Here is a 21,527-nt window from a genome sequence, read left to right on the forward strand (position 1 = left end):
CGCGTACTGTGTCCGGCACTCGCCCGTCGATGCCGGGCCGCCCCGGGGGACCGCCACCGCCCCGGCCGGTCCGCCGAGCGCGAGAATCATTGGGAGGTAGGGAGATGTCCGGGACCACCACGGCCGGAGCGCGCCTGCGTGCCGCCGTCGGCGGCGGTGCCCACGGCGCCGGCGTCAACCGGTGGGCCGTCCTGGTCGTCCTCTGCGTCAGTCTGCTGCTCGTCGCGCTCGACGCGACCGTGCTGCACGTCGCCATCCCCGCCGTCACCGAGGACCTGCGCCCGAGCGGTGTCGAGCTGCTGTGGATCGTGGACGCCTACCCGCTGGTCTGCGCCGCGCTGCTGATCCTCTTCGGCACCCTCGGCGACCGGATCGGCCGCCGCCGGGTCCTGCTCATGGGCTTCGGCATCTTCGGCCTGGCATCGGTGGCCGCCGTACTCGCCTCTTCGCCCGGCATGCTGATCGCCTCCCGCGCCCTGCTGGGCGTCGGCGGCGCGATGATCATGCCCGCCACGCTCTCCATCCTCCGTGCCGTCTTCCCCGACCGGCGCGAGCGCGCCATGGCGATCGGCATCTGGACGGCGGTGGCCGCGGTCGGCGCCGCGACCGGACCGGTGCTCGGCGGGTTCCTGGTCGAACACTTCTGGTGGGGCTCGGTCTTTCTGATCAATGTGCCGCTGATGGTGCTGATCCTCCCCGTCGCCCGCTTCCTGCTGCCCGAGTCGAAGGGCGGCTGCGACGGTCCCTGGGACGTGGCCGGCGCGCTGATGGCGGCGGCCGGGGTGCTCGGCGCGGTCCTCGGGGTCAAGCGCCTCGGCGCCGGCGCCTCGATGCTCGACGTCAAGACATTCGGCCCGCTGCTGCTCGGCGCGGTCCTGCTCTTCCTCTTCGTACGGCGGCAGAAACGCCGGAAGCATCCGCTCATAGATGTACGGATGTTCGCCCGGCCTGCCTTCTCGACCTCCGTCGGCTGCATCGTCCTCGCCATGCTCGCGCTGGTCGGCCTGGAGCTGATCGCCGTCCAGTACCTCCAACTGGTGCTCGGGCTCAGCCCGCTGGAGACCGGACTGCGGCTGCTGCCGCTCACCTTCGCCGCCATGGCGGCGGGCGCCACCGGGTCGTACACCCTGCGCGGAGTCGGTCCGCGCCGGATGGTGGCCTGCGGGTTCGTCCTCACGGCGGGCGCCGTGCTGCTGCTGGTGATGATGGGCGACCACGACCGGCCCGCGCTGCTGACGACGGCCTTCGTGCTGCTCGGTTTCGGTCTCCAGTCCACGCTCTTCGGCGCGTACGAGTCGATGCTCAGCGAGGCGCCGCCCGAGCAGGCGGGCGGGGCCGCCGCCATCGGCGAGACGTCGTACCAGCTCGGCGCGGGCATGGGCATCGCGCTGCTCGGCAGCGTCATGAACGCGGCGTACGCGCCCGGCCTGGCGTCGGGCGCGGTCGACGGGGTGCCGGCGGCGGCGGGGTCGGCCGCCTCCCACTCGCTGGGGGAGGCGTACCAGGTGGCCGCCCAGCTGGGTGGTCCGACGGGCGAGGCCCTGCGCAGCGCGGCGCGTCAGTCCTTCGTGCACGGTCTGCATGTCACGCTCCTGGTCAGCGCGGCCCTGCTGCTGCTCGGCGCGGTGGCCGCGCTGCGGCTGCCCCGGCTGATGGACTGCGGCGCACCGCCCTGCGGGGAGGCCGCGGAGACGGCGGAACGGGTGGGAACGGGGATACCGGGGCCACGCGACGGCGCCGGAAGGGACGGCAGGGCGGTCGGGGCCGCCGTCCCCGCGGGCCGGGGTCCGGCGCGCGGCGGTGACTCTGGACGGGCCCCGGCCCTGCGCCGTAATGTCGGCGCCGAGCGTAACTAGCGCTGCTAGTTTTACTGATCCGCGAGCCGCCGGAGGCAGCCCTCATGTCCGCACCCTCAGCCTCGAAGCCGTCCTCCTCGAAGCCCTCGTCGTCGAAACGTCCGCCCTTCGACCCCCGCGACCCCCTCGGTCTCGACGATCTGCTGGAGCCCGAGGAGCTGGCCGTCCGCGACACGATGCGCTCCTGGGCCACCGACCGGGTCATGCCGCACATCGCCGACTGGTACGAGCGAGGCGAGCTGCCCGGCATCCGTGAACTCACCCGTGAACTCGGTTCCCTCGGCGCGCTCGGCATGTCGCTCCAGGGGTACGGGTGCGCGGGCGCCGGCGCCGTGCAGTACGGCCTCGCCTGTCTGGAGCTGGAGGCCGCCGACTCCGGCATCCGCTCGCTCGTCTCCGTACAGGGCTCCCTCGCGATGTACGCGATCCACCGGTTCGGCTCCGAGGAGCAGAAGCAGCGGTGGCTGCCCGGCATGGCGGCCGGCGAGACCATCGGCTGCTTCGGTCTCACCGAACCCGACCACGGCTCAGACCCGGCCGGGATGCGCACGTACGCCAGGCGCGACGGCACCGACTGGGTGCTCACCGGCCGCAAGATGTGGATCACGAACGGGTCGGTCGCTGGTGTCGCCGTCGTCTGGGCCCAGACGGACGACGGCATCCGCGGCTTTCTCGTACCGGCCGGCAGCCCCGGCTTCTCGGCGCCCGAGATCAAGCACAAGTGGTCGCTGCGCGCGTCGGTCACCAGCGAACTGGTCATGGACGAGGTACGGCTCCCGGCCGACGCCGTACTCCCGGGGGTGACCGGTCTGCGGGGTCCCCTCAGCTGCTTGAGCCATGCCCGCTACGGGATCGTCTGGGGCTCGATGGGGGCGGCGCGCGCCAGTTTCGAGTCGGCGGTGGACTACGCGAAGACCCGCGAACAGTTCGGCAGGCCGATCGGCGGCTTCCAGCTCACCCAGGCCAAACTCGCCGACATGGCGCTCGAACTGCACAAGGGGATCCTGCTCGCGCACCATCTCGGCCGCCGGCTGGACGCGGGGAGACTCCTCCCCGAGCAGGTCAGCTTCGGCAAGCTCAACAATGTGCGGGAGGCGATCGAGATCTGCCGTACCTCGCGCACGATCCTCGGCGCCAACGGGATCTCGCTCGAATATCCCGTGATGCGCCACGCGACGAATCTGGAGTCGGTGCTCACCTACGAGGGCACCGTCGAGATGCACCAGCTCGTGCTGGGCAAGGCACTCACCGGTCTCGATGCCTTCCGGTGACCGGGGGACGACCCGGTGAGTGCCTCGCTCAGCTCTGGTTGAAGAAGCCGTCCCGGCCGTGTGTCTTCGACTCCCCGCTGACGATCTCGGTGTCGGCGGGGGTCAGCAGGAACACCCGGGTGGCGACACGGTCGATCGAGCCCCGGAGGCCGAAGATCAGACCGGCGGCGAAGTCGACGACACGCTTGGCGTCGGCGGGCTCCATCGCGGTGAGGTTGAGGATGACCGGGACGCCCTCCCGGAAGAGCTCGCCGATGCCACGCGCGTCCCGGAAGCTCTCCGGCGTGACGGTGGCGATCCTGCGGTCCTGTTCGGGAGCCGACTCGGCGGCGATCCGCACCCGCGGATCGGTCTTCCAAGCCTCGTTGCTCTCGGCACCCTCGGAGTACTCGTCGTCGTAGTAACGCTCGTCGTTGTCCTCAACGAGGCCCAGCCAGGCACTCGCCTTGCGCACCGATCCCATGGACGCCTCCTTTCACCGCGGTCGCTTGTGGTTCCGCGTCCCTATGGTTGTCCATGATGCGGATTGCGCGCCAAGTGGATTGTCGGCGCGCAGGGGATTCGTGACGGTACTGGTGCAGAAGATATGGCGATTCGTCAGGGTTCTTCCTGTGTACGGGCCCTGACGCACTGAAAATATGAAAGTCCGGCCAGACGGGTGACGGTGGGGACGTACGAGTGAATCGTCCGCTCGATACGATGCCAGGCGCACCGTCGAACCACACCCGGGGGGAAGCATTGTGTTCGGAATTGTGAGGCCCTGCGGCCATCGGCTCTCGGAAGGGCTCAAGACCGAGTGGATGGCTCATCTGTGCGGGCTCTGCCTGGCACTTCGCTCGGACCACGGACAGTTCTCCCGCATCGTCACCAACTATGACGGCCTGATCGTCTCCGTCCTGACGGAGGCTCAGGCCGAGCGCAGCACCGGATGGCGCCGTACAGCTGGCCCCTGCCCACTTCGCGGCATGCGAACCGCTCCGGTCGCGAAAGGCGAGGGAGCACGTCTCGCGGCGGCCGTCTCGCTGGTGCTCGCTTCTGCGAAGGTACGGGACCACGTCGCCGACGGGGACGGGGTGTTGAAGCGCCGGCCGGTGGCGCTCGCCGCGCGCCGGATAGCCGGCGGCTGGGACCGCGCGGGCGCGCGCACCGGCGCGGAGCTGGGCTTCGACACGGCGGTGCTCGTCGACGCGGTCGACCGGCAGACCGGCATCGAGGCGCTCGCCGGCCCCGGCACCCCGCTGCTCACCGTCACCGAGCCGACCGAGACGGCGACGGCCGCCGCGTTCGCCCACACCGCCGTACTCGCGGGCCGGCCGGGCAACATGGCGCCGCTCGCCGAGGCGGGCCGGCTCTTCGGACGGCTCGCGCATCTGCTGGACGCCGTGGAGGACCAGGCCGCTGACGCCGCGTCGGGTGCCTGGAACCCGCTCACGGCGACGGGGACCTCACTCGCCGAGGCGCGCCGGCTCGCGGACGACGCGCTGCACGGCATCCGGCTGGCGCTGCGCGACGCGGAGTTCGTGGACGACAAGCTGGCGCATGTGCTGCTCGCCCACGAACTGGGAACATCCGTCGACCGTGCCTTCGGGACGTCGTCCTGTTCGCACGAGGGGCAGGCGTCCGTCCAGGGCGGCGGGAATCCCTACGACGGGCAGGGCGGGAATCCGTACGGGGGCGGGAGCGGGAATCCGTACGGCTCGAACAATCCGTACGGGGGCGGCAGTCAGGGCGACGGCAATCCGTACGGCGGCGGGAGCCCCGGCGGCCCCGGCGGCGGCGGGCCCGACCCCCTTCCGCAGCCGCCCCGGCCGGAGCGGCGTGGCTTCTGGGCCGGCTGCGCGGTGGCGATCGGTCTCTGCTGCACCTGCAAGCTCTGCTGTGCCAAGGAGTACGAGGGCCCGTGGTCGCGCAAGAAGCGCGAGGGGTGCTGCCGGGACTGTGACTGCGACTGCTGCGACTGCGGTTGCGACTGCTGATTTCGGCCCCGGGACGGCCTCATTCTGTTTTGTGCGGACCGGGGCCGTCCCGGCATGTGGGCAGTGCGTGGATCACGTGCCGACAGCGATTTCAGGCCGCTCCAACGGCATTTTGCCCGATGGGGTGGCCGGAAGGCGCCCTTGTGCGGGCAGTTGGCCCACCCAATACTCCCTCACAGCGCTTGTCAGGGGCACGGCATATCCGGAATTCGGACGTGTCTCTGACTGCGCCTCACGGGCCAGACCACCCCAATCAGGCCCCAGATTCCTTCGGAGGAACGACACGTGAGGATCAAGCGCACCACCCCCCGCAGTGGTATTGCGAGACGTACGCGGCTGTTCGCCATCACCACCGGTCTCGTCGCCGCCGCTGCACTCGCCGTTCCCACAGCGAGCGCCGACACGGCCGGGACCTTCAGCGCGAACCAGCTGACGGCGGCGAGCGACGCCGTCCTGGGCGCCGACGTGGCCGGCACCGCCTGGTACGTCGACAAAGCGACCAACGCCCTCGTCGTCGAGGCCGACACCACCGTCAGCGCGGCCGAGATCGCCGAGATCAAGCGCGAAGCCGGCGCCAACGCCGGTGCCCTGGAGATCAAGCGGACCCCCGGCAAGCTCTCCAAGCTCCTCTCCGGCGGCGACGCGATCTACTCGTCCGTCGGCCGTTGCTCCGCCGGGTTCAACGTACGCAGCGGCACCACCGACTACTTCCTGACCGCCGGTCACTGCACCGAGGGCAACCCGAGCTGGTACACCAACTCGGCGCGCACCACCCTCATCGGCCCGACGGCGGGCTCCAGCTTCCCGGGCAACGACTACGGCATCGTGCGTTACTCCAACGCCTCGGTCCCGCGTCCCGGCACCGTCGGCAGCGTCGACATCACCAGCGCGGCCAACGCCACGGTCGGCATGTCCGTGACCCGTCGCGGCTCCACGACGGGCACCCACAGCGGCTCCGTCCAGGGCCTCAACTCCACGGTCAACTACGGCGGCGGCGACATCGTCTCGGGCCTGATCCGCACCAACGTCTGCGCCGAGCCCGGCGACAGCGGCGGCCCGCTCTACTCCGGCAGCCGCGCCATCGGCCTCACCTCGGGCGGCAGCGGCAACTGCTCCTCCGGCGGTACGACGTACTTCCAGCCGGTGGTCGAGGCGCTGAACGCGTACGGCGTCAGCATCACCTGAGCACCGCCCGCCCGCCCGCCGGCCGGTCCGACCGGCTGAGCCGGACTGAACTGAGCTGAACCGAGTCCCCGCCCGTGAGCTCCGGGCGGGGACTCGGCGTGTTTCCGGTGCGCACCCGCGCACGGTGAACTCCCGTGTCGAGGGGGCGATTTCAAGACAGGACTAGTCCTCACCCATCGCCGAGCACCTGGTTGCACCGAGTGTTTACGAATGGAACCGCGACGTTCTGACCTCCCCACGTGAACGGGGCGGGAGGGAAATGAACCCGTCGTGTGCACGTCCGGAAGCCGACCTTGTGTGCTACTGGCGAGTTTAGGAATAGTGGGCGCCTCATCCTCCGTATCACCGCACCCCACATGCGATGACACGGCCCCCACAGGAGGTATCAGTTGAAGCACCGACGCATTTCCAGGAAGCGCGTGGCGATAGCTGGCAGCGCCGTCACCGCCATGGTCGTGGCCGGGATTTCCTTCCAGACTGCGAACGCCAGTGAGGACGCTCCCACGGTGACGGCGAAGACGCTGTCGGCACCCGCGGCCGGAAAGCTCGCATCCACCCTTGTCGGCGACCTCGGCGCCGACGCGGCCGGCTCGTACTACGACAGCAAGACCAAGGCCCTGGTCGTCAACGTCATCGACACGGCGGCGGCCGAGACCGTCCGCGAGGCCGGCGCCAAGGCGAAGGTCGTGACGCACTCCCTCGCCGAGCTGAAGGACGCCCGCGGCTCCCTCACGGGTGAGGCGAGCACCCCCGGTACGGCCGTGGCCGTCGACCCCGTGTCGAACAAGGTCGTCGTCACCGCGGACCGTACGGTCAAGGGCGCCGCGCTGAACAAGCTCACCGAGACCGTGGAGAAGCTCGGCGCCAAGGCCGAACTGAAGCAGACGGCGGGCGAGTTCAAGAAGTTCATCGCCGGCGGCGAGGCCATTCACTCCGGCGGTGGCCGCTGCTCCCTCGGCTTCAACGTGGTCGTCGGCGGCGAGCCGCACTTCATCACCGCGGGCCACTGCGGCACGGCGGGCAGTTCCTGGTCCGACTCCGCCGGCGGCGCCGAGATCGGCTCCATGGTGGACTCGCAGTTCCCGGGCAACGACTTCGCGCTCGTCAAGTACACCGGCTCCGCCGAGCACCCGAGCGAGGTCGACCTGTACGACGGCAGCACGCAGGCCATCGCGCAGGCGGGCGACGCGACCGTCGGCCAGGCGGTCTCGCGCAGCGGCTCCACCACCCAGGTGCACGACGGTGAGGTCACCGCGCTCGACGCCACCGTGGACTACGGAGGCGGCGACGTCGTCGAGGGTCTCATCCAGACCACGGTCTGCGCCGAGCCCGGCGACAGCGGCGGCTCGCTCTTCGCCGGTGACACCGCGCTGGGGCTGACCTCGGGCGGCAGCGGCGACTGCTCCTCGGGCGGCGAGACGTTCTTCCAGCCCGTCCCGGAGGCGCTCTCGGCGTTCGGCGCCGAGATCGGCTGATACCCCGGCCGACCGGCCGACAGATCGACCGTACGGAAACAAGAAGCCCGGCCCGCCGTCATCGGCGGGCCGGGTTTTTCGGTGTGCGCGTACCCGCTGGGCAGGCCCCGGGAAGCCGCCGTCACCAACTTCGCCCCATGTCCGTGGAAGTGACGGGGTGATAGTGATTCAGCCGCTCGCCCCGGGGTCTCCGGAGTCGCTCTTTTGTTCGAGTCAGGTCGCTGACTAGGGACGATGGGGTTAGAGTATTCGAACGGGCGTGCGATGGATGTATCGGGCGTATGGCTGAAATGGGGTGGAGACGGAGGTGTGTCATGGGGCATTTCTCCCATCTGCACACCGCGTCCGGCTACTCCGCCCGGTACGGCGCCGCCCACCCCGAACACCTCGTCCGGCGGGCGGCCGAGCGCGGCCAGCCGTCGCTCGCGCTCACCGACCGGGACACGGTCACCGGCGCGGTGCGGTTCGCGCTGGCCGCCGCCGAAGCCGGTGTCCGGCCGATCTTCGGTATCGACCTGGCGGTGGAGGCCCTCGCCCCGCCGCCTCCGGCGCGCCGCCGCCGTACCCCGACCCGCGGTGGCGCCCATGTGATCGAGCCGCCCCTGCGATTCGTCCTGCTCGCGCGGGACCGCGCCGGCTGGGCCCGGCTGTGCCGTATCACCTCGGCCGCCCATGTCGGCGCGCTCGCCGGCACACCGCCGGTGGTGCCGTGGGAAGCGCTGCGGGAGCACGGCGGGCCCGGTCTGATCGTGCTGCTCGGACCGCTCTCGGAGCCGGTACGGGCACTGTCGGCGGGCCGGGAGGACATCGCGATGAAGCTGCTGGCGCCGTGGCGGGAGATCTTCGGATCCGGGATCCGGCTGGAGACCGTCCTGCACGAGCGGTCCGGCACCGGGCCGGGCTCACTGCGGCTGGCCGCCCGCACCCTGGCCCTGGCCGACCGCACCGGCACCACCGCCGTCCTCTCCAACGCGGTCCGCTACGCCGACCCGGACCAGCACCGGCTCGCCGATGTCCTGGACGCCGCACGGCTGCTGAGGCCGGTCGACCGGCGCCATCTGGACGGCGGGCACCGCTGGCTCAAGGACGAGGGAGCGATGGCGGAGAACGCACGACGGATCGCCGAATGCGCCGGAGCGGACGACCGGCGGGCACACCGCCTGCTGGCGGACACCGCGGCCACGGCGGCCCTGTGCGCCGTCGACCCCGCGGCGGACCTGAGCCTGGGCACGCCGCGCTTCCCGGAACCGGCGGTGTTCGGCGCGGAGCCCGGCGGCGCGGCGCGGGTGCTGCGCGGGCGGTGCGAGGACGGGCTCGTCCGGCGCGGTCTGGACCGCGACCGCGCCGCGCTCGACCGGCTGGACGAAGAACTCCGCGTGATCTCCACGCTGAACTACGACTCGTACTTCCTCGCGGTCGGCCAGGTCGTGGCCGACATCCGGGAACTGGGCATCCGGGTCGCGGCCCGCGGCTCGGGCGCGGGATCGATGGTCTGCCACGCGCTGGGCATCGCCACGGCCAACCCGCTCGACCACCGGCTGCTGTTCGAACGCTTCCTGAGCGCGCGCAGGGCATCGCTTCCCGACATCGACATCGATGTGGAGTCCGCCAGAAGACTGGAGTGCTACGACGCGATCTTCGACCGGTTCGGCAGCGAACGGGTCGCGGTCACCGCGATGCCCGAGACCTACCGGGCCCGCCGGGCGCTGCGGGACACCGGCCTGGCGCTGGGGATCGCACCGGCGGACGTCGACCGGATCGCCAAGAGCTTCCCGCACCTGCGGGCCTCGGACATCACCGGCGCACTCGCCGAACTGCCCGAACTGCGCGGGCTGGCGGCGGAGGCGGAGCGGTACGGCCCCCTGTGGGAACTCGCCGAGGGCCTCGACTCCCTGGTCCACGGCATGGCCATGCACCCCTGCGGAGTGGTCATCAGCGACGCGACGCTCCTGGACCGGCTGCCGGTGCAGCCCACCCCGCAGGGCAACTACCCGATGGCGATGGCGGCCAAGGAGGAGATCGAGGCGCTGGGCAACATCAAACTGGACGTCCTGGGCGTGCGGATGCAGTCAGCGATGGCCCACGCCGTCGTCGAGATCGAACGGGCGACCGGCGACCGCATCGACCTGGACGACCAGAGCCAGGTGCCGCTCGACGACCCGTTCGCGTTCAAGCTCATCCAGGAGAGCCAGACCCTGGGGCTGTTCCAGCTCGAATCGCCCGGCCAGCAGGATCTGCTGTCCCGACTGCAGCCCCGCGACCCGCAGGACGTCATCGCCGACATCAGTCTCTTCCGCCCGGGGCCGGTCGCCGGGGGGATGCCGGAGCGCTACATCGCCGCCCGGCACGGCGGCGACCCCGGTTACGCCCATCCGGACCTCGAACCGGTGCTCGCCGACACCTACGGCGTGACCATCTGGCACGAACAGATCATCCAGACGCTGTCGGTGCTGACCGGCTGCGACTACGCGATGGCCGAGATCGCCCGGCGCGCGCTCGGTGACAAGGAGCGGCTGCCCAGGATCAAGGACTGGTTCCACAGCCAGGCCGCCGCCCGGGGTTACGACTCCGGGGTCCGCGACGCGGTGTGGAAGACCGTCGAGGCCTTCGGCGCCTACGGCTTCTGCCGCGCGCACGCGGTGGCCTTCGCCGTACCGGCCCTGCAGAGCGCCTGGCTGAAGGCGCACTTCCCGGCGTTCCTGCTGGCCGGGCTGCTCGAACACGACCCCGGTATGTGGCCCAAGCGCGTCCTCGTCGCGGACGCCCGCCGGCGCGGCGTCCCGCTTCTGCCCGTCGACGTCAACCACTCCAGGACGGAGCACACTGTCGAGCGGACCGAGGGAGAGCGGTGGGGCGTACGGCTCGCGCTGTCCGCCGTGCGCGGGATCAGCGAAGAGGAGTACGCCCGGATCGAGGAGGGGCAGCCGTACCACTCGCTGTCGGACTTCTGGCAGCGGGCCCGTCCCAGCAGACCGGTCGCCGAACGCTTCGCGGAGATCGGCGCCCTGAACTCCCTCCACGACGGCAGTCCCACCCGCCGCGATCTGCTGCTCCAGATCGCCGAACTCCACCGGCAGTCCCGCGTCCGGTCCGCCGGCGAGGGACAACTGCCCATCCACGCGGACGCGGTCGGCGGAGCCGGGCCGAGCGGACTGCCGGAGATGACAGGACGCGAAGCCCTGAGCGCGGAGCTGAACACGCTCGGCATCGATGTCTCCAAGCATCTGATGGAGCACCACCACCGGCTGCTGCGGGAGATCGGCGCGATCGACGCGGCACATCTGGCGGAGGCTCCCCAGGGCCGGCAGGTCCTGGTCGCCGGAGTACGGGCCTCCACCCAGACCCCGCCGATCGCCAGCGGCAAGCGCGTCATCTTCGTCACCCTGGAGGACGGCTCAGGCCTGGTCGACCTGGCGTTCTTCGAGGACTCCCACCCCGCCTGCGCGCACACCGTCTTCCACAGCGGACTGCTGCTGGTCCGCGGCACCGTACAGGTGCGCGGTACCCGCCGCACCATCGTCGGCAGCATGGTCTGGGACCTGGACGAGATCGCCGCCGCGCGCCGCGACAACGGTCCCGAGGCCGCGCTCGCCCTGCTCGGCGCGAGCCACCCCCAGCCGACCCCCGCCCAGCCCCGGCGGACCCTCGCCAACGGCACCACCGGCGCCCGTCTGCACCCCTACGCCGATCTGCAACCGCCCGGCAGCCGCTCGGCCGACCTGAAGAAGTTCGGCCACACCAGCTCGGGGAGCGCGGGATGACCGCCCGCCCGCGGCACATCGCCCATCTGCATCTGCACTCGCACGCCGCACCGGACGAAGGACGGCACGCGGACGTGACCGACCTGCTGACCGGCATCACCCCTCATGTCCAGACGGTCTCGCCCGACGCCGTCCAGCTCGACCTGACCTCCGCGCTCAGATACTTCGACCGGTCCCCCTACGGCCTGGTCCAGCTGGCGCAGCTGCGGCTGATGGCCCTGTACGGCATCGAAAGCAGCGCCGGGCTCGCGGCCAACCGCATGCTGGCCACCATGGCGGCCGACGCGTCGGCGCCGGGCCGGGCCACCTGGGTACCCGAGGAGGAGGCCGCCGGCTGGCTGCGTTCCCGCCCGGTCACCGGGCTGCCCGGGATCGGCCGCGCCACGGCCACCACACTCGGTAGGTACGGTCTGCACTCGGTCGGCCAGGTCGCCGACACACCCGCGGCCACCCTGCAACGCCTACTCGGCGCCGGTCCGGCCCGTCTGCTGGCCGAGCGTGCCCGGGGCCACGACCCCCGCCCGGTCGTCCCGCTGGAACCGGCGGCACATCTGGTGGCCGACCTCGTCCTCGACCGGGACTGCCTCGACCCGGAAGGGCACCACCGGGCCGTCCTCGGGCTCGCCGACCAGATCGGCCAACGCCTGCGCGGCGAGGGCCAGGTCGCCGGCCGGCTCAGTCTCACCGTGCGCTACGCCGACCGCAGCTCCACCACACGTACCCGTACGCTCCCGGAGCCGACCGGCCACTCACCCGCGCTCGCGGCGGCTCTTCTCGGTCTGCTGGCCGCGCTCGGGCTCCAGCGCGCGCGGGTCCGCGCCTTCGTGGTCCGCGCCGACGACCTGCTGCCGGCCGTCGGCGCTCCCCGCCAACTCTCCCTGGATCCACGCGACGCCCGCGCCCACACGGTGGAGAAGGCCGCGGACCGCGCCCGCCACCGCTTCGGTCCGAGGGCCCTGTACCCCGCTACCCTGGCCGACGACCACGCACCGCACCGGGAGCGGAAACGGTATCCCTGACGGATGGCAGTGGGACAGCACGCTGTTCCGGGGGAGCCGCCAGGTCGGCGGTGACCGCGACGCCGGGCCGGCGGCCGTTCAATATTTTTACTGACGCGTAACTTCCCTTCCGGTTACTACCCGTGCGTAACTTGGCATGAGCACAACCGGTGTGGTCCGGGCCACAGCACTGACAGCTGTCCCCCTCTTCCCTTGAGCCGCAAGGAGATCGCTCGATGCTGCCCTGGAAACGCGTGTTCGGACCACTGGCGGCGCTGCTGCTGGCGGTCTCGGCCGCCACCACCGCACCCGCCGTCGCGGCCACCCCCACCGCGAGCCCGACAGCCGTCACCGCCGCCACCGTGAGCAGCGGCTGGAACGACTTCTCCTGCAAGCCCTCCACCGCCCACCCCCGCCCCGTCGTCCTCGTCCACGGCACCCTCGCGAACTCCGTCGACAACTGGCTCGGTCTCGCCCCGTACTTGGTGAACCGCGGCTACTGCGTCTTCTCGCTCGACTACGGGCAGCTCCCCGGAGTGCCGTTCTTCAACGGCCTCGGCCCCATCGACAAGTCGGCCGGGCAACTGAGCGCGTACGTCGACCGGGTGCTCGCCGCCACGGGCGCGCCGAAGGCCGACATCGTCGGCCACTCGCAGGGCGGCATGATGCCCCGCTACTACCTCAAGTTCCTCGGCGGAGCGCCGAAGGTGAACGCCCTCGTCGGACTCGCGCCCGACAACCACGGCACGACCCTCCTCGGTCTGACGAAGCTCCTGCCGCACTTCCCGGGCGCCGAGGACCTGTTGAACGAGAAGACCCCCGGACTCGCCGACCAGATAGCCGGATCGCCCTTCCTCACCAAGCTCAACGCGGGCGGCGACACCGTGCCCGGGGTCAAGTACACCGTCATCGCCACCCGTTACGACCAGGTGGTCACCCCGTACCAAAGCCAGTTCCTGACCGGGCCCGACGTACGGAACGTCACCCTCCAGGACCTGTGCGCGGTCGACCTCTCCGAGCACCTGGCGATCGGGCTGTTCGACCGGATCGCGTTCCACGAGGTGGCCAACGCGCTCGATCCGGGCCGTGCCACGCCGACGACCTGCGCGTCGGTCATCGGCTGAATGTGAAACGACCGCGGGGCTCCGGACCGATCGGCCCGGAGCCCCGCGTACGCATGGTCAGCGGCCGTGCCGGCCGCCCGCGGGCTGCGCCTTGCGGCGGACCGTACCGAACATCACGGCCGCGCCGGCGGCGAGAATCGCCGCGCCACCCGCCGCGATGTACGGAGTGGTGCTGTCGCCACCGGTCTCGGCGAGGTTCTCCGAACCACCCGCAGGCTGCGGCGCCGCCGCGTCGGCGCCGTTCGCCTCGGGCGCGTTGGCCTTGGGCTCGGCGGCGGGCTCGGCCGCGTCCCCGTAGCCACCGGCGTCCTTCGCGGCGCCCTTCACCTCGGCACCGCCCCCGGCCTCCTCGGGGCTGTCACCGCCGTGCCCGTTGTGGTCGACGGTCGACTTGGACGCGCCCTCCTCGACGTCGGCCTCGGAGGGGGCGGACGCCTCGGGAGCGGCGGCCGAACCGCCGTTGTCGGCGCCGAAGACCACGTCGGAGCAGGTGTAGAACGCCTCGGGGCTGTCCGAGCGCTGCCAGATCGAGTAGATCAGGTGGCGGCCCGACTTGGCGGGGACGATGCCGTCGAAGACGTAGGCACCGTTCTCCAGCTTCGGGTCGGTGACCTTGGCGAACGGCTTGTCCTCCAGGTCGGACCACTTCAGCGGCTGGCCCGGGTCGTAACCGTCCTTGGTGATGTACAGCTCGAAGGAGCCCTTGTGCGGGGCGGTGGCCTTGTAGTTGAAGGTGCGGTTGCCCGCGGTGAAGGGTGACGACGGCCAGTCGCCGCGCGGCAGGTCGAGCCCCTTGTACTTGTCGCGGCCCGCGGAGCAGAGCTTGCCGTCCGGGATGATCGACTTGTGGTTGCCCGCGGCGTCGGCGATGTTGACCTCGTTCCAGTCGTAGAACGCCTGCGTCCCGCTGGACGCCACCGCCGCCTTGCACGCCGCCGACTGCGGATTCTCCGGCCCCTCGGCGAAACAGGCGGACACCCGGCTGACCGGGTCCGTCATCGACCCGTGGGCCCCGGCCGGCCCGGCGGCCAGCCCCACGAGCGCGAGCGGCGCGACGCCCAGCACAACGATCCCGGCGGTCCTACGACGAGCGGTCATGGATTCGTTCTCCTTCAGAGCGGCGCGAGCTGGGGGAGCGGAACGGGACGAACTCCCGGCGGCGTGACCTCCGTTGCACACGGCGCCACCGCTGGTCGTCCCGCTCCGGCCCTCAGCAAGCTAGCCCCTCGAAACCCCGGAACGGCCTGCTGGGACGGGGTGAAGGGGATCCTTATGGTCCGCTTAAGACACGGCTAAGAGACCGCTGAGATTGCCCCGGACCAGGACCGGCGCGGGACCTCGCACCGGTCCCGGTCCGGTCCGGTCAGGTGGCCGGCACCGTGTCCTCGAACGTCGTGCCCGCCGCGCGGTACCCGCTCACCAGCGCGCCCACCTGGGCCGGGCTGAGGACCTGGTCCTTCACATGCAGCACATAGTCCACCTGCTGGTCGTATGAGCGCGGTGTCGTGCTGCTCTGGCCCTCCAGGTCGATCAGCCACTGGTTGAAGTTGATCGACATCGGCCGCTCCGGCAGATAAGCGGCTCCGTGCGTGCCGAAGTGCTGTCCGTCGACGTAGTACGTGATGGCGTTGTTGTCGATGGTCACCACCAGGTCGTGCCATCCGGCGTAGCTCTGCCGGGCCTCGCTGTGCTGGTTGACGGCCTCCCACGGGTCGGGGCGGTAGGTCTCCCACGAGGTGGTGTAGAGGATGTTGGCCGGTTCGCCCCAGCCGCCGTTCGGCAGATACTCGAAGTCGTACTCCGCGTAGTCGTCCGCCATCGGTGCCTTGAGGTCGTTGATGGTGAAGAACGTCTGGACGAGGCGGTCGCCGTCCGGTCCCGACCTGGGCGCGTCGCTGAACTTCACGCGCGCCGCGTACGTCCCGTTGCGGAACTTCATGGAGCGGGTGAGGATCTCCGTCTGCTCCGTGGACGCGGCCGTCCCGGCGGTCGAAGTCTCCAGATTCATCACCGAGTTGCCGCTCTGACCGGCGAACGTGACGTTCTCCGGCACCCAGTTGGCGCCGGGCACCCCCGGACCGCCGGAGTTCGCGCGGACGTTCCAGCCGTTCGCGGCGATCTTCGGGTCGCTGTGGCCGCTGTAGTTGAAGTCGTCGAACAGGGTCGGGCCCTCGGCGGGGTCGGTCGGCGGATCGGTGGGATCGGTCGGATCCGTGGGGTCGTCCGGGTCGTTGCCGCCGGGCGCCTCGCCCCACGCCGTCGTACCGCCTACGTGCGCGGTGATCCGGGGCCAGTCGCCGTACGTGGCCCGGTCCCGGCCGAAGGAGTAGTCGTCGCTCTGGCCCAGCGGCTGCCAGTTCGACTGGTGGAAACGCAGTTGCATGTCCCCGGTGTCCGCGCCGGGGGCCAGGGTGCCCGCCCCCGGGGTGAAGGCGATCTCCAGATACCGGTCGGCCGCCGCGGTCGGGTTCGCGAGTGTTCCGAAGGTGCCGGTGATGTTGGCGCAGCCCTTCACCGCCCAGGAGCAGGCGAACCGGTAGGAGGCGGAGGCGGAATCGGCCTTGAAGTAGTACCGCACCTTGACGTCGCTCAGCTGTACGGCGGCGGTGCCGTTGTTGCGGACTTTCAGCCAGGGTTCGCTCTGGTCGGCCGTCGCCCCGGAAGCGCTCGTGCGGTACTGGACGACGAGCCCGTCGGCCGCCGCCGCGGCGCCGGCGGGCGCGGGCATCGCCGCCAGCGCCGTACAGCTCAGGGCCACGGTGACAGCGGTCGCGGCTGCCGCGCGCACGCGGCTCTTGGCGAGTTTCCTCATGGGGTGTTCCTCTCCGGAACGGTGGTGGGGGAGGGGGGTTACGGACGTGGTCGCGCCGTACCTGCGGGGGCGGCCGGGGGATGGTCAGGGGATGGTCATGAGGGAGCGGGGGGTGAGCCTCCGGTAGCGGACGCCGAGCGCGTCCAACCGTGCGGTGTGCCGACGCAGCCGCTCGATGAAACCGGTCCAGTCGCCGGCGCCGCCGGACCAGGCGCGGTCCGCCAGAGCGCACAGGCGGGGGTAGGTGAGGTACTCGATCCGGTCGGGGGTCTTCACGTACTCGGTCCACAACTGCGCCTGTGTGCCCAGGACTCGGGCGGTCTCTTCGGCGTCCCAGTCGCCCGGCACCGGCTCGTTGCCGTGCACCGCCCGCAGACCGACGGGGTCACCGGGCTGACCGGGTGGCTCGCACGGTGCGGTGGACTGGGCGTAGTCGAGGTAGGTGGCCCGGTGATGGGCGGTCACCACCTGGTGGCCGCGCCGGGCGGCGGCCAGCGCGTGCGCCGGATCGCGCCAGGTCATCACCGTGAATTCCAGGGGCAGTTCGGTCCCCGTCTCGGCCCAGCCGACGGGTCTGCGGCCCCGCTCCACCAGGAACGCGCCGATCCGGGCCATGAACCAGCCGTGCAGCGCCGCCGGTCCCGTGAGCCCTTCGGCCGCCGCGCGGGCACGCGCCGCCGGACTGGACTCCCACTCGGTGGTCGGGCACTCCTCGCCGCCGATGTGGATGTACGGGGACGGGAAGACGTCCATGACCTCGTCGAGCACCGCCCGGCAGAAGTCGATGGCCTGGTCGTGGACGCCGAGCACGGTGTCGCAGACACCCCAGCGGGTCCAGACGTCGAGGTTCCGCTCCGGGTGGTTGCCGAGTTCGGGGTAGGCGGCGAGGGCCGCGCGCACATGGCCGGGCATCTCGATCTCCGGCACGACGCTCACCCCGCGGTCGGCCGCGTAGCTCACCAGGGCCCGCAACTCCTCCTTGGTGTACGTCCCCGAGTGCGGGACGCCGTCGAAGCGGTCGCCGCCATGGCCCGGGGGCCAGGTCATCGACTCGCTCCGCCGGCCGCCCACCGAGGTCAGCCGGGGGTAGGCGTCGACCGGCATGCGCCAGCCCTGGTCGTCCGTGAGGTGGAGGTGGAGGGTGTTGAGCTTGTGGAACGCGAGCAGGTCCACGTATCTGCGCAGATAGGAGACGGGCTGGAAGTGCCGGGCGACATCGAGCATCGCCCCGCGCCAGGGGTGTCTGGGCACATCGGTGATCTCGACGCAGGGCAGCTCCCAGGAGCCGCCCCGTACCCGGCCCGACAGGGCCTCGGCGGGGAGCAGTTGACGGATCGTCTGGACTCCGCGCAGCAGGCCGGTGGGCTGTGCGGCGCGCAGCGTCAGCGCCTGCGGAGAGACGGTGATCCCGTACCCCTCCTCGCCGAGGCCGCTGAGGGCCGGGTCGAGCGCCAGCACGATCCGGCCGTCGGACGAGGGGGCGAGCGGCAGTCCGGTGGCCGGTGTGAGCAGGGTGCGCAGGAGATCCGACGCCGCGCGCGTGCCGGGCGGGGACTGGACGGAGGTGTCCTGGCCGAGGGTGAAACGGCCGGGGCGGGGTGCGACCTTGTGGGGCCGGGGGACGAGGGCGGGTTCGGGGTGTGACGCTGACACGGCGGTGGCCTCCGGGAGTTCGGATCTCGGACGGTTCGCGGGCCTTCTTCGCGGGCCTTTCTCGGGGTGCTTCGTCGCGCGCTTTCTCCGTGGGACTTCGGGGGCATTCGCCGGGTCAGCCCTTGACGGCGCCGGCCGCGAAGCCGGAGGTGACATGGCGCTGGAGCAGCAGGAAGATCACCAGCGCGGGCAGGGCGAAGAGTGTCGACGCGGCCATGGTGGCGCCCCAGTCGGTGCCGAACGTGTTCTGGAAGGACGACAGCCAGACCGGCAGGGTGCGGTTGTCCTGCTCCTTGATGATCAGGAAGTTCGCGTAGGCGAACTCGTTCCACGCGGTGATGAAGCCGAAGAGCGAGGTCGCCATCAGACCGGGCATGAGCAGGGGCAGGGCCACCCGCCGGAAGGCGCCGTTCCGGGTGCAGCCGTCGACCTGCGCCGCCTCCTCCAGTTCGGGCGGAATGGTCCCGATGAAGCCCCGGAGCACCACGATCGTGAACGGCAGCGTGATCATGAAGTAGACGAGAGTGAGGGTCGGCAGCCGGTCGAGCATGTTCGTGTCGCGGGAGATGATGTAGATGGGGATGATCAGCGATTCCCAGGGAGCCATCTGGGCGATGAAGACCATGAGCATGAACTGCCGCCGGCCCTTCCAGCGCATCCGGGCGACGGCGTACGCGGCCCCGAGCGCCACCAGCAGCGACAGCAGCACCGCCCCCACCGTGACCAGAACGCTGTTGCGCCAGAAGAGTTCGAAGCCGTCGGCCTGTACGGCCCGGCGGAAGTGGTCCAGCGTCCAGGTGCGCGGGACCAGCCGGGGCTCGGCGGACTGGATGTCGCGGGACGGTTTGAAGGCGGTCGAGATCATCCAGTACACGGGGAACAGAGAGATCACGACCGTCACCACGGCGGCGGCGTTCAGCGGTATCCGGCGGACTCGGGGGTGCCGCGACGGCGGTGTCATCGGAGTTCGTCCTCCTGACGGAGCATCTGACGGAAGTAGAGGACGAGTACGCCGGACATCAGGACCACGGTGAGCATCGACGCCGCGGAGCCCAGGTCGTAACGCTGGCTGGAGAGCGCGGTCTGGACCGCGTACACGGGCAGGATCGTCGTGGCGTCGCCCGGCCCGCCGCGGGTCATCACCCAGATCTGGACGAACGCCTTGAACGTCCAGATCACCTCCAGCGAGAACACCAGCATGAAGATCGGCCGGAGCATCGGGAACGTGACCGAGCGGAAGATCCGGGAGCCCGAAGCCCCGTCCAGCCGGGCCGACTCGTACAGCTCGGTGGGGACGGTGGTCAGCCCCGAGTAGAGAGTGATCGCGGCGAACGGCACGGACTGCCAGACGATCAGTACGACGAGGATCGCGAAGGCGGCGGTGCCGTCGGCGAACCACGGGTAGCGGTCGAACGATTCGAAGCCCAGCGCGACCAGGGACCGGTTGACGATGCCGAACTCGGAGTGGAACAGCCACTGGAACACGGTGGTGGCCGCCACCACCGGCATCGCCCAGGCGAGCACCAGCGCGCTGAGCACCACCGTGCGGCCCGCCTTCGCCAGCCGTTCGGTCATCAGCGCGACCAGGGTGGAGATCACCATGATCAGGACGACGCTGACGGCCATGAAGAGGAAGGTGCGGCCGGTCACCTCCCAGAACCGCGGGTCGGACAGCAGCGTGCGGTAGTTCCGCGCTCCCACGAACTCCGCGTCCCCGGCGATCAGTTGGCGGAGCCCGAAGTCCTGGAAGGAGATCAGCACGGCCCGCAGCAGCGGGTAGACGAGCAGATACAGCATGCCGCCGATCGCGGGTGCGATCAGGGCGTACGGCCAGAGGCTGTGCGCGGGGGCGCGTGGGGTGGTCCCTTCACGGATGACCGGCACGGCATGTCCCCTCTCGGTGGAACCCACGGGCGGCGAGGAGCCAGGAGCCGGGGAGTCAGGAGTTGGCGTTCATGGCCCTGGTGATGTCCCGCGACGCCTTCGCGGCCTCCTTCGCCGCGTCGCCGCCGACGAGGACCGCGGTCATGTAGTCCTTGATCGGGTTCTCGGCCTCCACGGCGGCCCAGCCGGGGGTGTTGGGCGTCGCGTGCCCGTTCACCGCCCCGACGGCCATCGCGGCGGCGCCCGGATCCGCCGCCACCGCCGGTGCCAGCGTGGTCCGGTTCGGCACATAGCTCATGGCCACCGCGAGCTTCTTCTGCCAGGCGTCTCCCGTCAGCTCCTTGACGAACGTCAGCGCCTCGTCGGGGTGGCCGGCCGCGGCGGGGACCACCAGATCGGAGCCGCCGGTGAAGACGGCGCCGGGGGTGGCGGCGGTCTTGCCCGGAATCGGGAAGAAGCCCAGCTTGCCCTTGAGCCCGGGGTTGTTCTCGATGACGGCGTTGGCCCCGCCCGGGGTGGAGATGAGCTGTGCCACCTGCCCCTTCGCCATCACCTCGGCCTGCGGCGGATCGTCCTCGTCGGCGTCCTTGGGACCCTTGCCCAGCGCCTGGAGCCTCTCGTAGAAGGCCATGCCGCGCAGCGCCTCCGGGGTGTCCAGCGCGCCCTTCCACCCGTCGCCGGATTCGGTGGCGAGGTCGCCGCCCTCGTCCCAGATGAAGCCGCCCAGGGCGTACCACAGCTGGCCGGGCAGATAAATGCCCTGCGTATCAGCCGTGTTGAGCTTCGTGGTCGCGTCGATCCACTGCTCGCGGGTCTTGATCGCGGCGGCGTCGACGCCCGCATTCTTGAACAGGTCGGTGCGGTAGATGACGACCCGGTTGGCCGCGTAGTACGGGATGCCGTACTGCTTCCCCTCGTACGAACCCGGCTCGGCGAGGCCCTTCAGCCAGTCCCCGCCCTTCAACTCCGCCTTGCTGTCGCTGAGGTCGAGCAGTCCGCCGCTCGCCGCGAACTGGGCGACCTGGGTGTTGCCCACCTCGATCACATCGGGCGCGTCGTTGCTGGCGAGGGCGGCGGTGATCTTCTGGCCGATGCCGTCCCACTCCTGGATCTGGACCTTGGCCCTGATCTTCGGGTGCTCGGACTCGAAGCCCTTGACGAACTCCTTCTGGAACGCGGCCGAGACGCTGTCACGCATCAGCCAGACGTCGACCGTCGTCCGTCCGTCGCCGCTCTCGTCGGCGGAGTCGGAGGACGTACTGCAGGCACTGAGTACGGCGGCCGTGACCAGCACGGAACCACCGGCGAGCAAGCGGTACTTCACGATTCACCTCGGAGAGAGCGGGACCTGACCACCTGACCAGTGGGGCTCACTGGTCAGCTCACCTCTTGATGCTGGATGAAGGTGGCATAGACCAATAAGGCCGTCAACCCCTCGCGATACAAGGGGAATTGATGATCTCCTCGGGGGTCGAGGCGCTTTCACTCTCCCGGAGGGCGGTTACACTTGACCTGACCAGTGGCGGAGTTGG

The 21,527-nt window shown here is 70.7% G+C and carries 15 protein-coding genes; 8 read left to right on the forward strand and 7 right to left on the reverse strand.

The genetic code is table 11. The annotated features are described in order from the left end of the window. Positions 1-104: 104 nt before the first annotated feature. A complete protein-coding gene (locus tag OIE74_RS30885; protein WP_329389445.1) occupies positions 105-1,856 on the forward strand; it encodes an MFS transporter in 1,752 nt (583 codons plus the stop codon). 44 nt (positions 1,857-1,900) lie between these two features. Then, positions 1,901-3,127: an acyl-CoA dehydrogenase family protein gene (locus OIE74_RS30890; RefSeq protein ID WP_329389447.1), complete on the forward strand. Its 1,227-nt coding sequence runs from the start codon at positions 1,901-1,903 to the stop codon at positions 3,125-3,127. Between the two features lie 28 nt (positions 3,128-3,155). On the opposite strand, the gene OIE74_RS30895 is transcribed toward OIE74_RS30890, so the two are convergent. Beyond that, a complete protein-coding gene (locus OIE74_RS30895; protein ID WP_329389449.1) occupies positions 3,156-3,590 on the reverse strand; it encodes a cell division protein SepF in 435 nt (144 codons plus the stop codon). A gap of 277 nt (positions 3,591-3,867) precedes the next feature. Here OIE74_RS30895 and OIE74_RS30900 point away from each other — a divergent pair, with 277 nt between their 5' ends. The 6 genes from OIE74_RS30900 (at position 3,868) to OIE74_RS30925 (ending at position 13,646) form a co-directional block, all read left to right on the forward strand. Continuing rightward, entirely contained in the window at positions 3,868-5,103 is a 1,236-nt protein-coding gene (locus OIE74_RS30900; protein ID WP_329389451.1) for a DUF5685 family protein, read from the forward strand. A 285-nt stretch (positions 5,104-5,388) separates the two neighbouring features. Further along, the gene (locus tag OIE74_RS30905) at positions 5,389-6,288 is read left to right on the forward strand and encodes a S1 family peptidase (protein WP_329389453.1); all 900 of its coding nucleotides are present in this window, start codon (positions 5,389-5,391) and stop codon (positions 6,286-6,288) included. A 389-nt stretch (positions 6,289-6,677) separates the two neighbouring features. After that, a complete protein-coding gene (locus OIE74_RS30910; protein WP_329389455.1) occupies positions 6,678-7,763 on the forward strand; it encodes a S1 family peptidase in 1,086 nt (361 codons plus the stop codon). Positions 7,764-8,077: 314 nt separating this feature from the next. Beyond that, on the forward strand, positions 8,078-11,524 hold the full coding sequence (locus tag OIE74_RS30915; protein ID WP_329389457.1) for a DNA polymerase III subunit alpha: 3,447 nt from the start codon (positions 8,078-8,080) through the stop codon (positions 11,522-11,524). Beyond that, complete coding sequence (locus OIE74_RS30920) at positions 11,521-12,543, forward strand: DNA polymerase Y family protein (protein ID WP_329389459.1); 1,023 nt, start codon at positions 11,521-11,523, stop codon at positions 12,541-12,543. Before OIE74_RS30915 ends, OIE74_RS30920 begins: the two co-directional genes overlap by 4 nt. 215 nt (positions 12,544-12,758) lie before the next feature. After that, on the forward strand, positions 12,759-13,646 hold the full coding sequence (locus tag OIE74_RS30925; RefSeq protein ID WP_329389461.1) for an esterase/lipase family protein: 888 nt from the start codon (positions 12,759-12,761) through the stop codon (positions 13,644-13,646). Between the two features lie 57 nt (positions 13,647-13,703). Here OIE74_RS30925 and OIE74_RS30930 read toward each other — a convergent pair whose 3' ends face one another. The 6 genes from OIE74_RS30930 to OIE74_RS30955 form a co-directional block, all read right to left on the reverse strand. Then, positions 13,704-14,744, reverse strand: coding sequence for a lytic polysaccharide monooxygenase auxiliary activity family 9 protein (locus OIE74_RS30930; RefSeq protein ID WP_329389463.1), 1,041 nt, complete (start codon positions 14,742-14,744; stop codon positions 13,704-13,706). Positions 14,745-15,009: 265 nt separating this feature from the next. Next, positions 15,010-16,458 (reverse strand): cellulose binding domain-containing protein, encoded by a 1,449-nt coding sequence (locus tag OIE74_RS30935; protein ID WP_329389465.1) that lies wholly within the window; start codon positions 16,456-16,458, stop codon positions 15,010-15,012. Between the two features lie 84 nt (positions 16,459-16,542). Then, positions 16,543-18,111, reverse strand: a complete 1,569-nt coding sequence (locus OIE74_RS30940) for a beta-N-acetylhexosaminidase (protein WP_329389467.1) — start codon at positions 18,109-18,111, stop codon at positions 16,543-16,545. Between the two features lie 115 nt (positions 18,112-18,226). Next, positions 18,227-19,072: a carbohydrate ABC transporter permease gene (locus OIE74_RS30945; RefSeq protein ID WP_329389469.1), complete on the reverse strand. Its 846-nt coding sequence runs from the start codon at positions 19,070-19,072 to the stop codon at positions 18,227-18,229. Continuing rightward, positions 19,069-19,995, reverse strand: a complete 927-nt coding sequence (locus OIE74_RS30950) for a carbohydrate ABC transporter permease (protein WP_329389471.1) — start codon at positions 19,993-19,995, stop codon at positions 19,069-19,071. The genes OIE74_RS30945 and OIE74_RS30950 overlap by 4 nt, the downstream gene beginning before the upstream one ends. 55 nt (positions 19,996-20,050) lie before the next feature. Beyond that, a complete protein-coding gene (locus OIE74_RS30955) occupies positions 20,051-21,319 on the reverse strand; it encodes an extracellular solute-binding protein (RefSeq protein WP_329389473.1) in 1,269 nt (422 codons plus the stop codon). Between the last annotated feature and the right edge of the window lie 208 nt (positions 21,320-21,527).

Source organism: Streptomyces sp. NBC_01716 (assembly GCF_036248275.1).
In the GTDB taxonomy this organism is placed as follows: domain Bacteria; phylum Actinomycetota; class Actinomycetes; order Streptomycetales; family Streptomycetaceae; genus Streptomyces.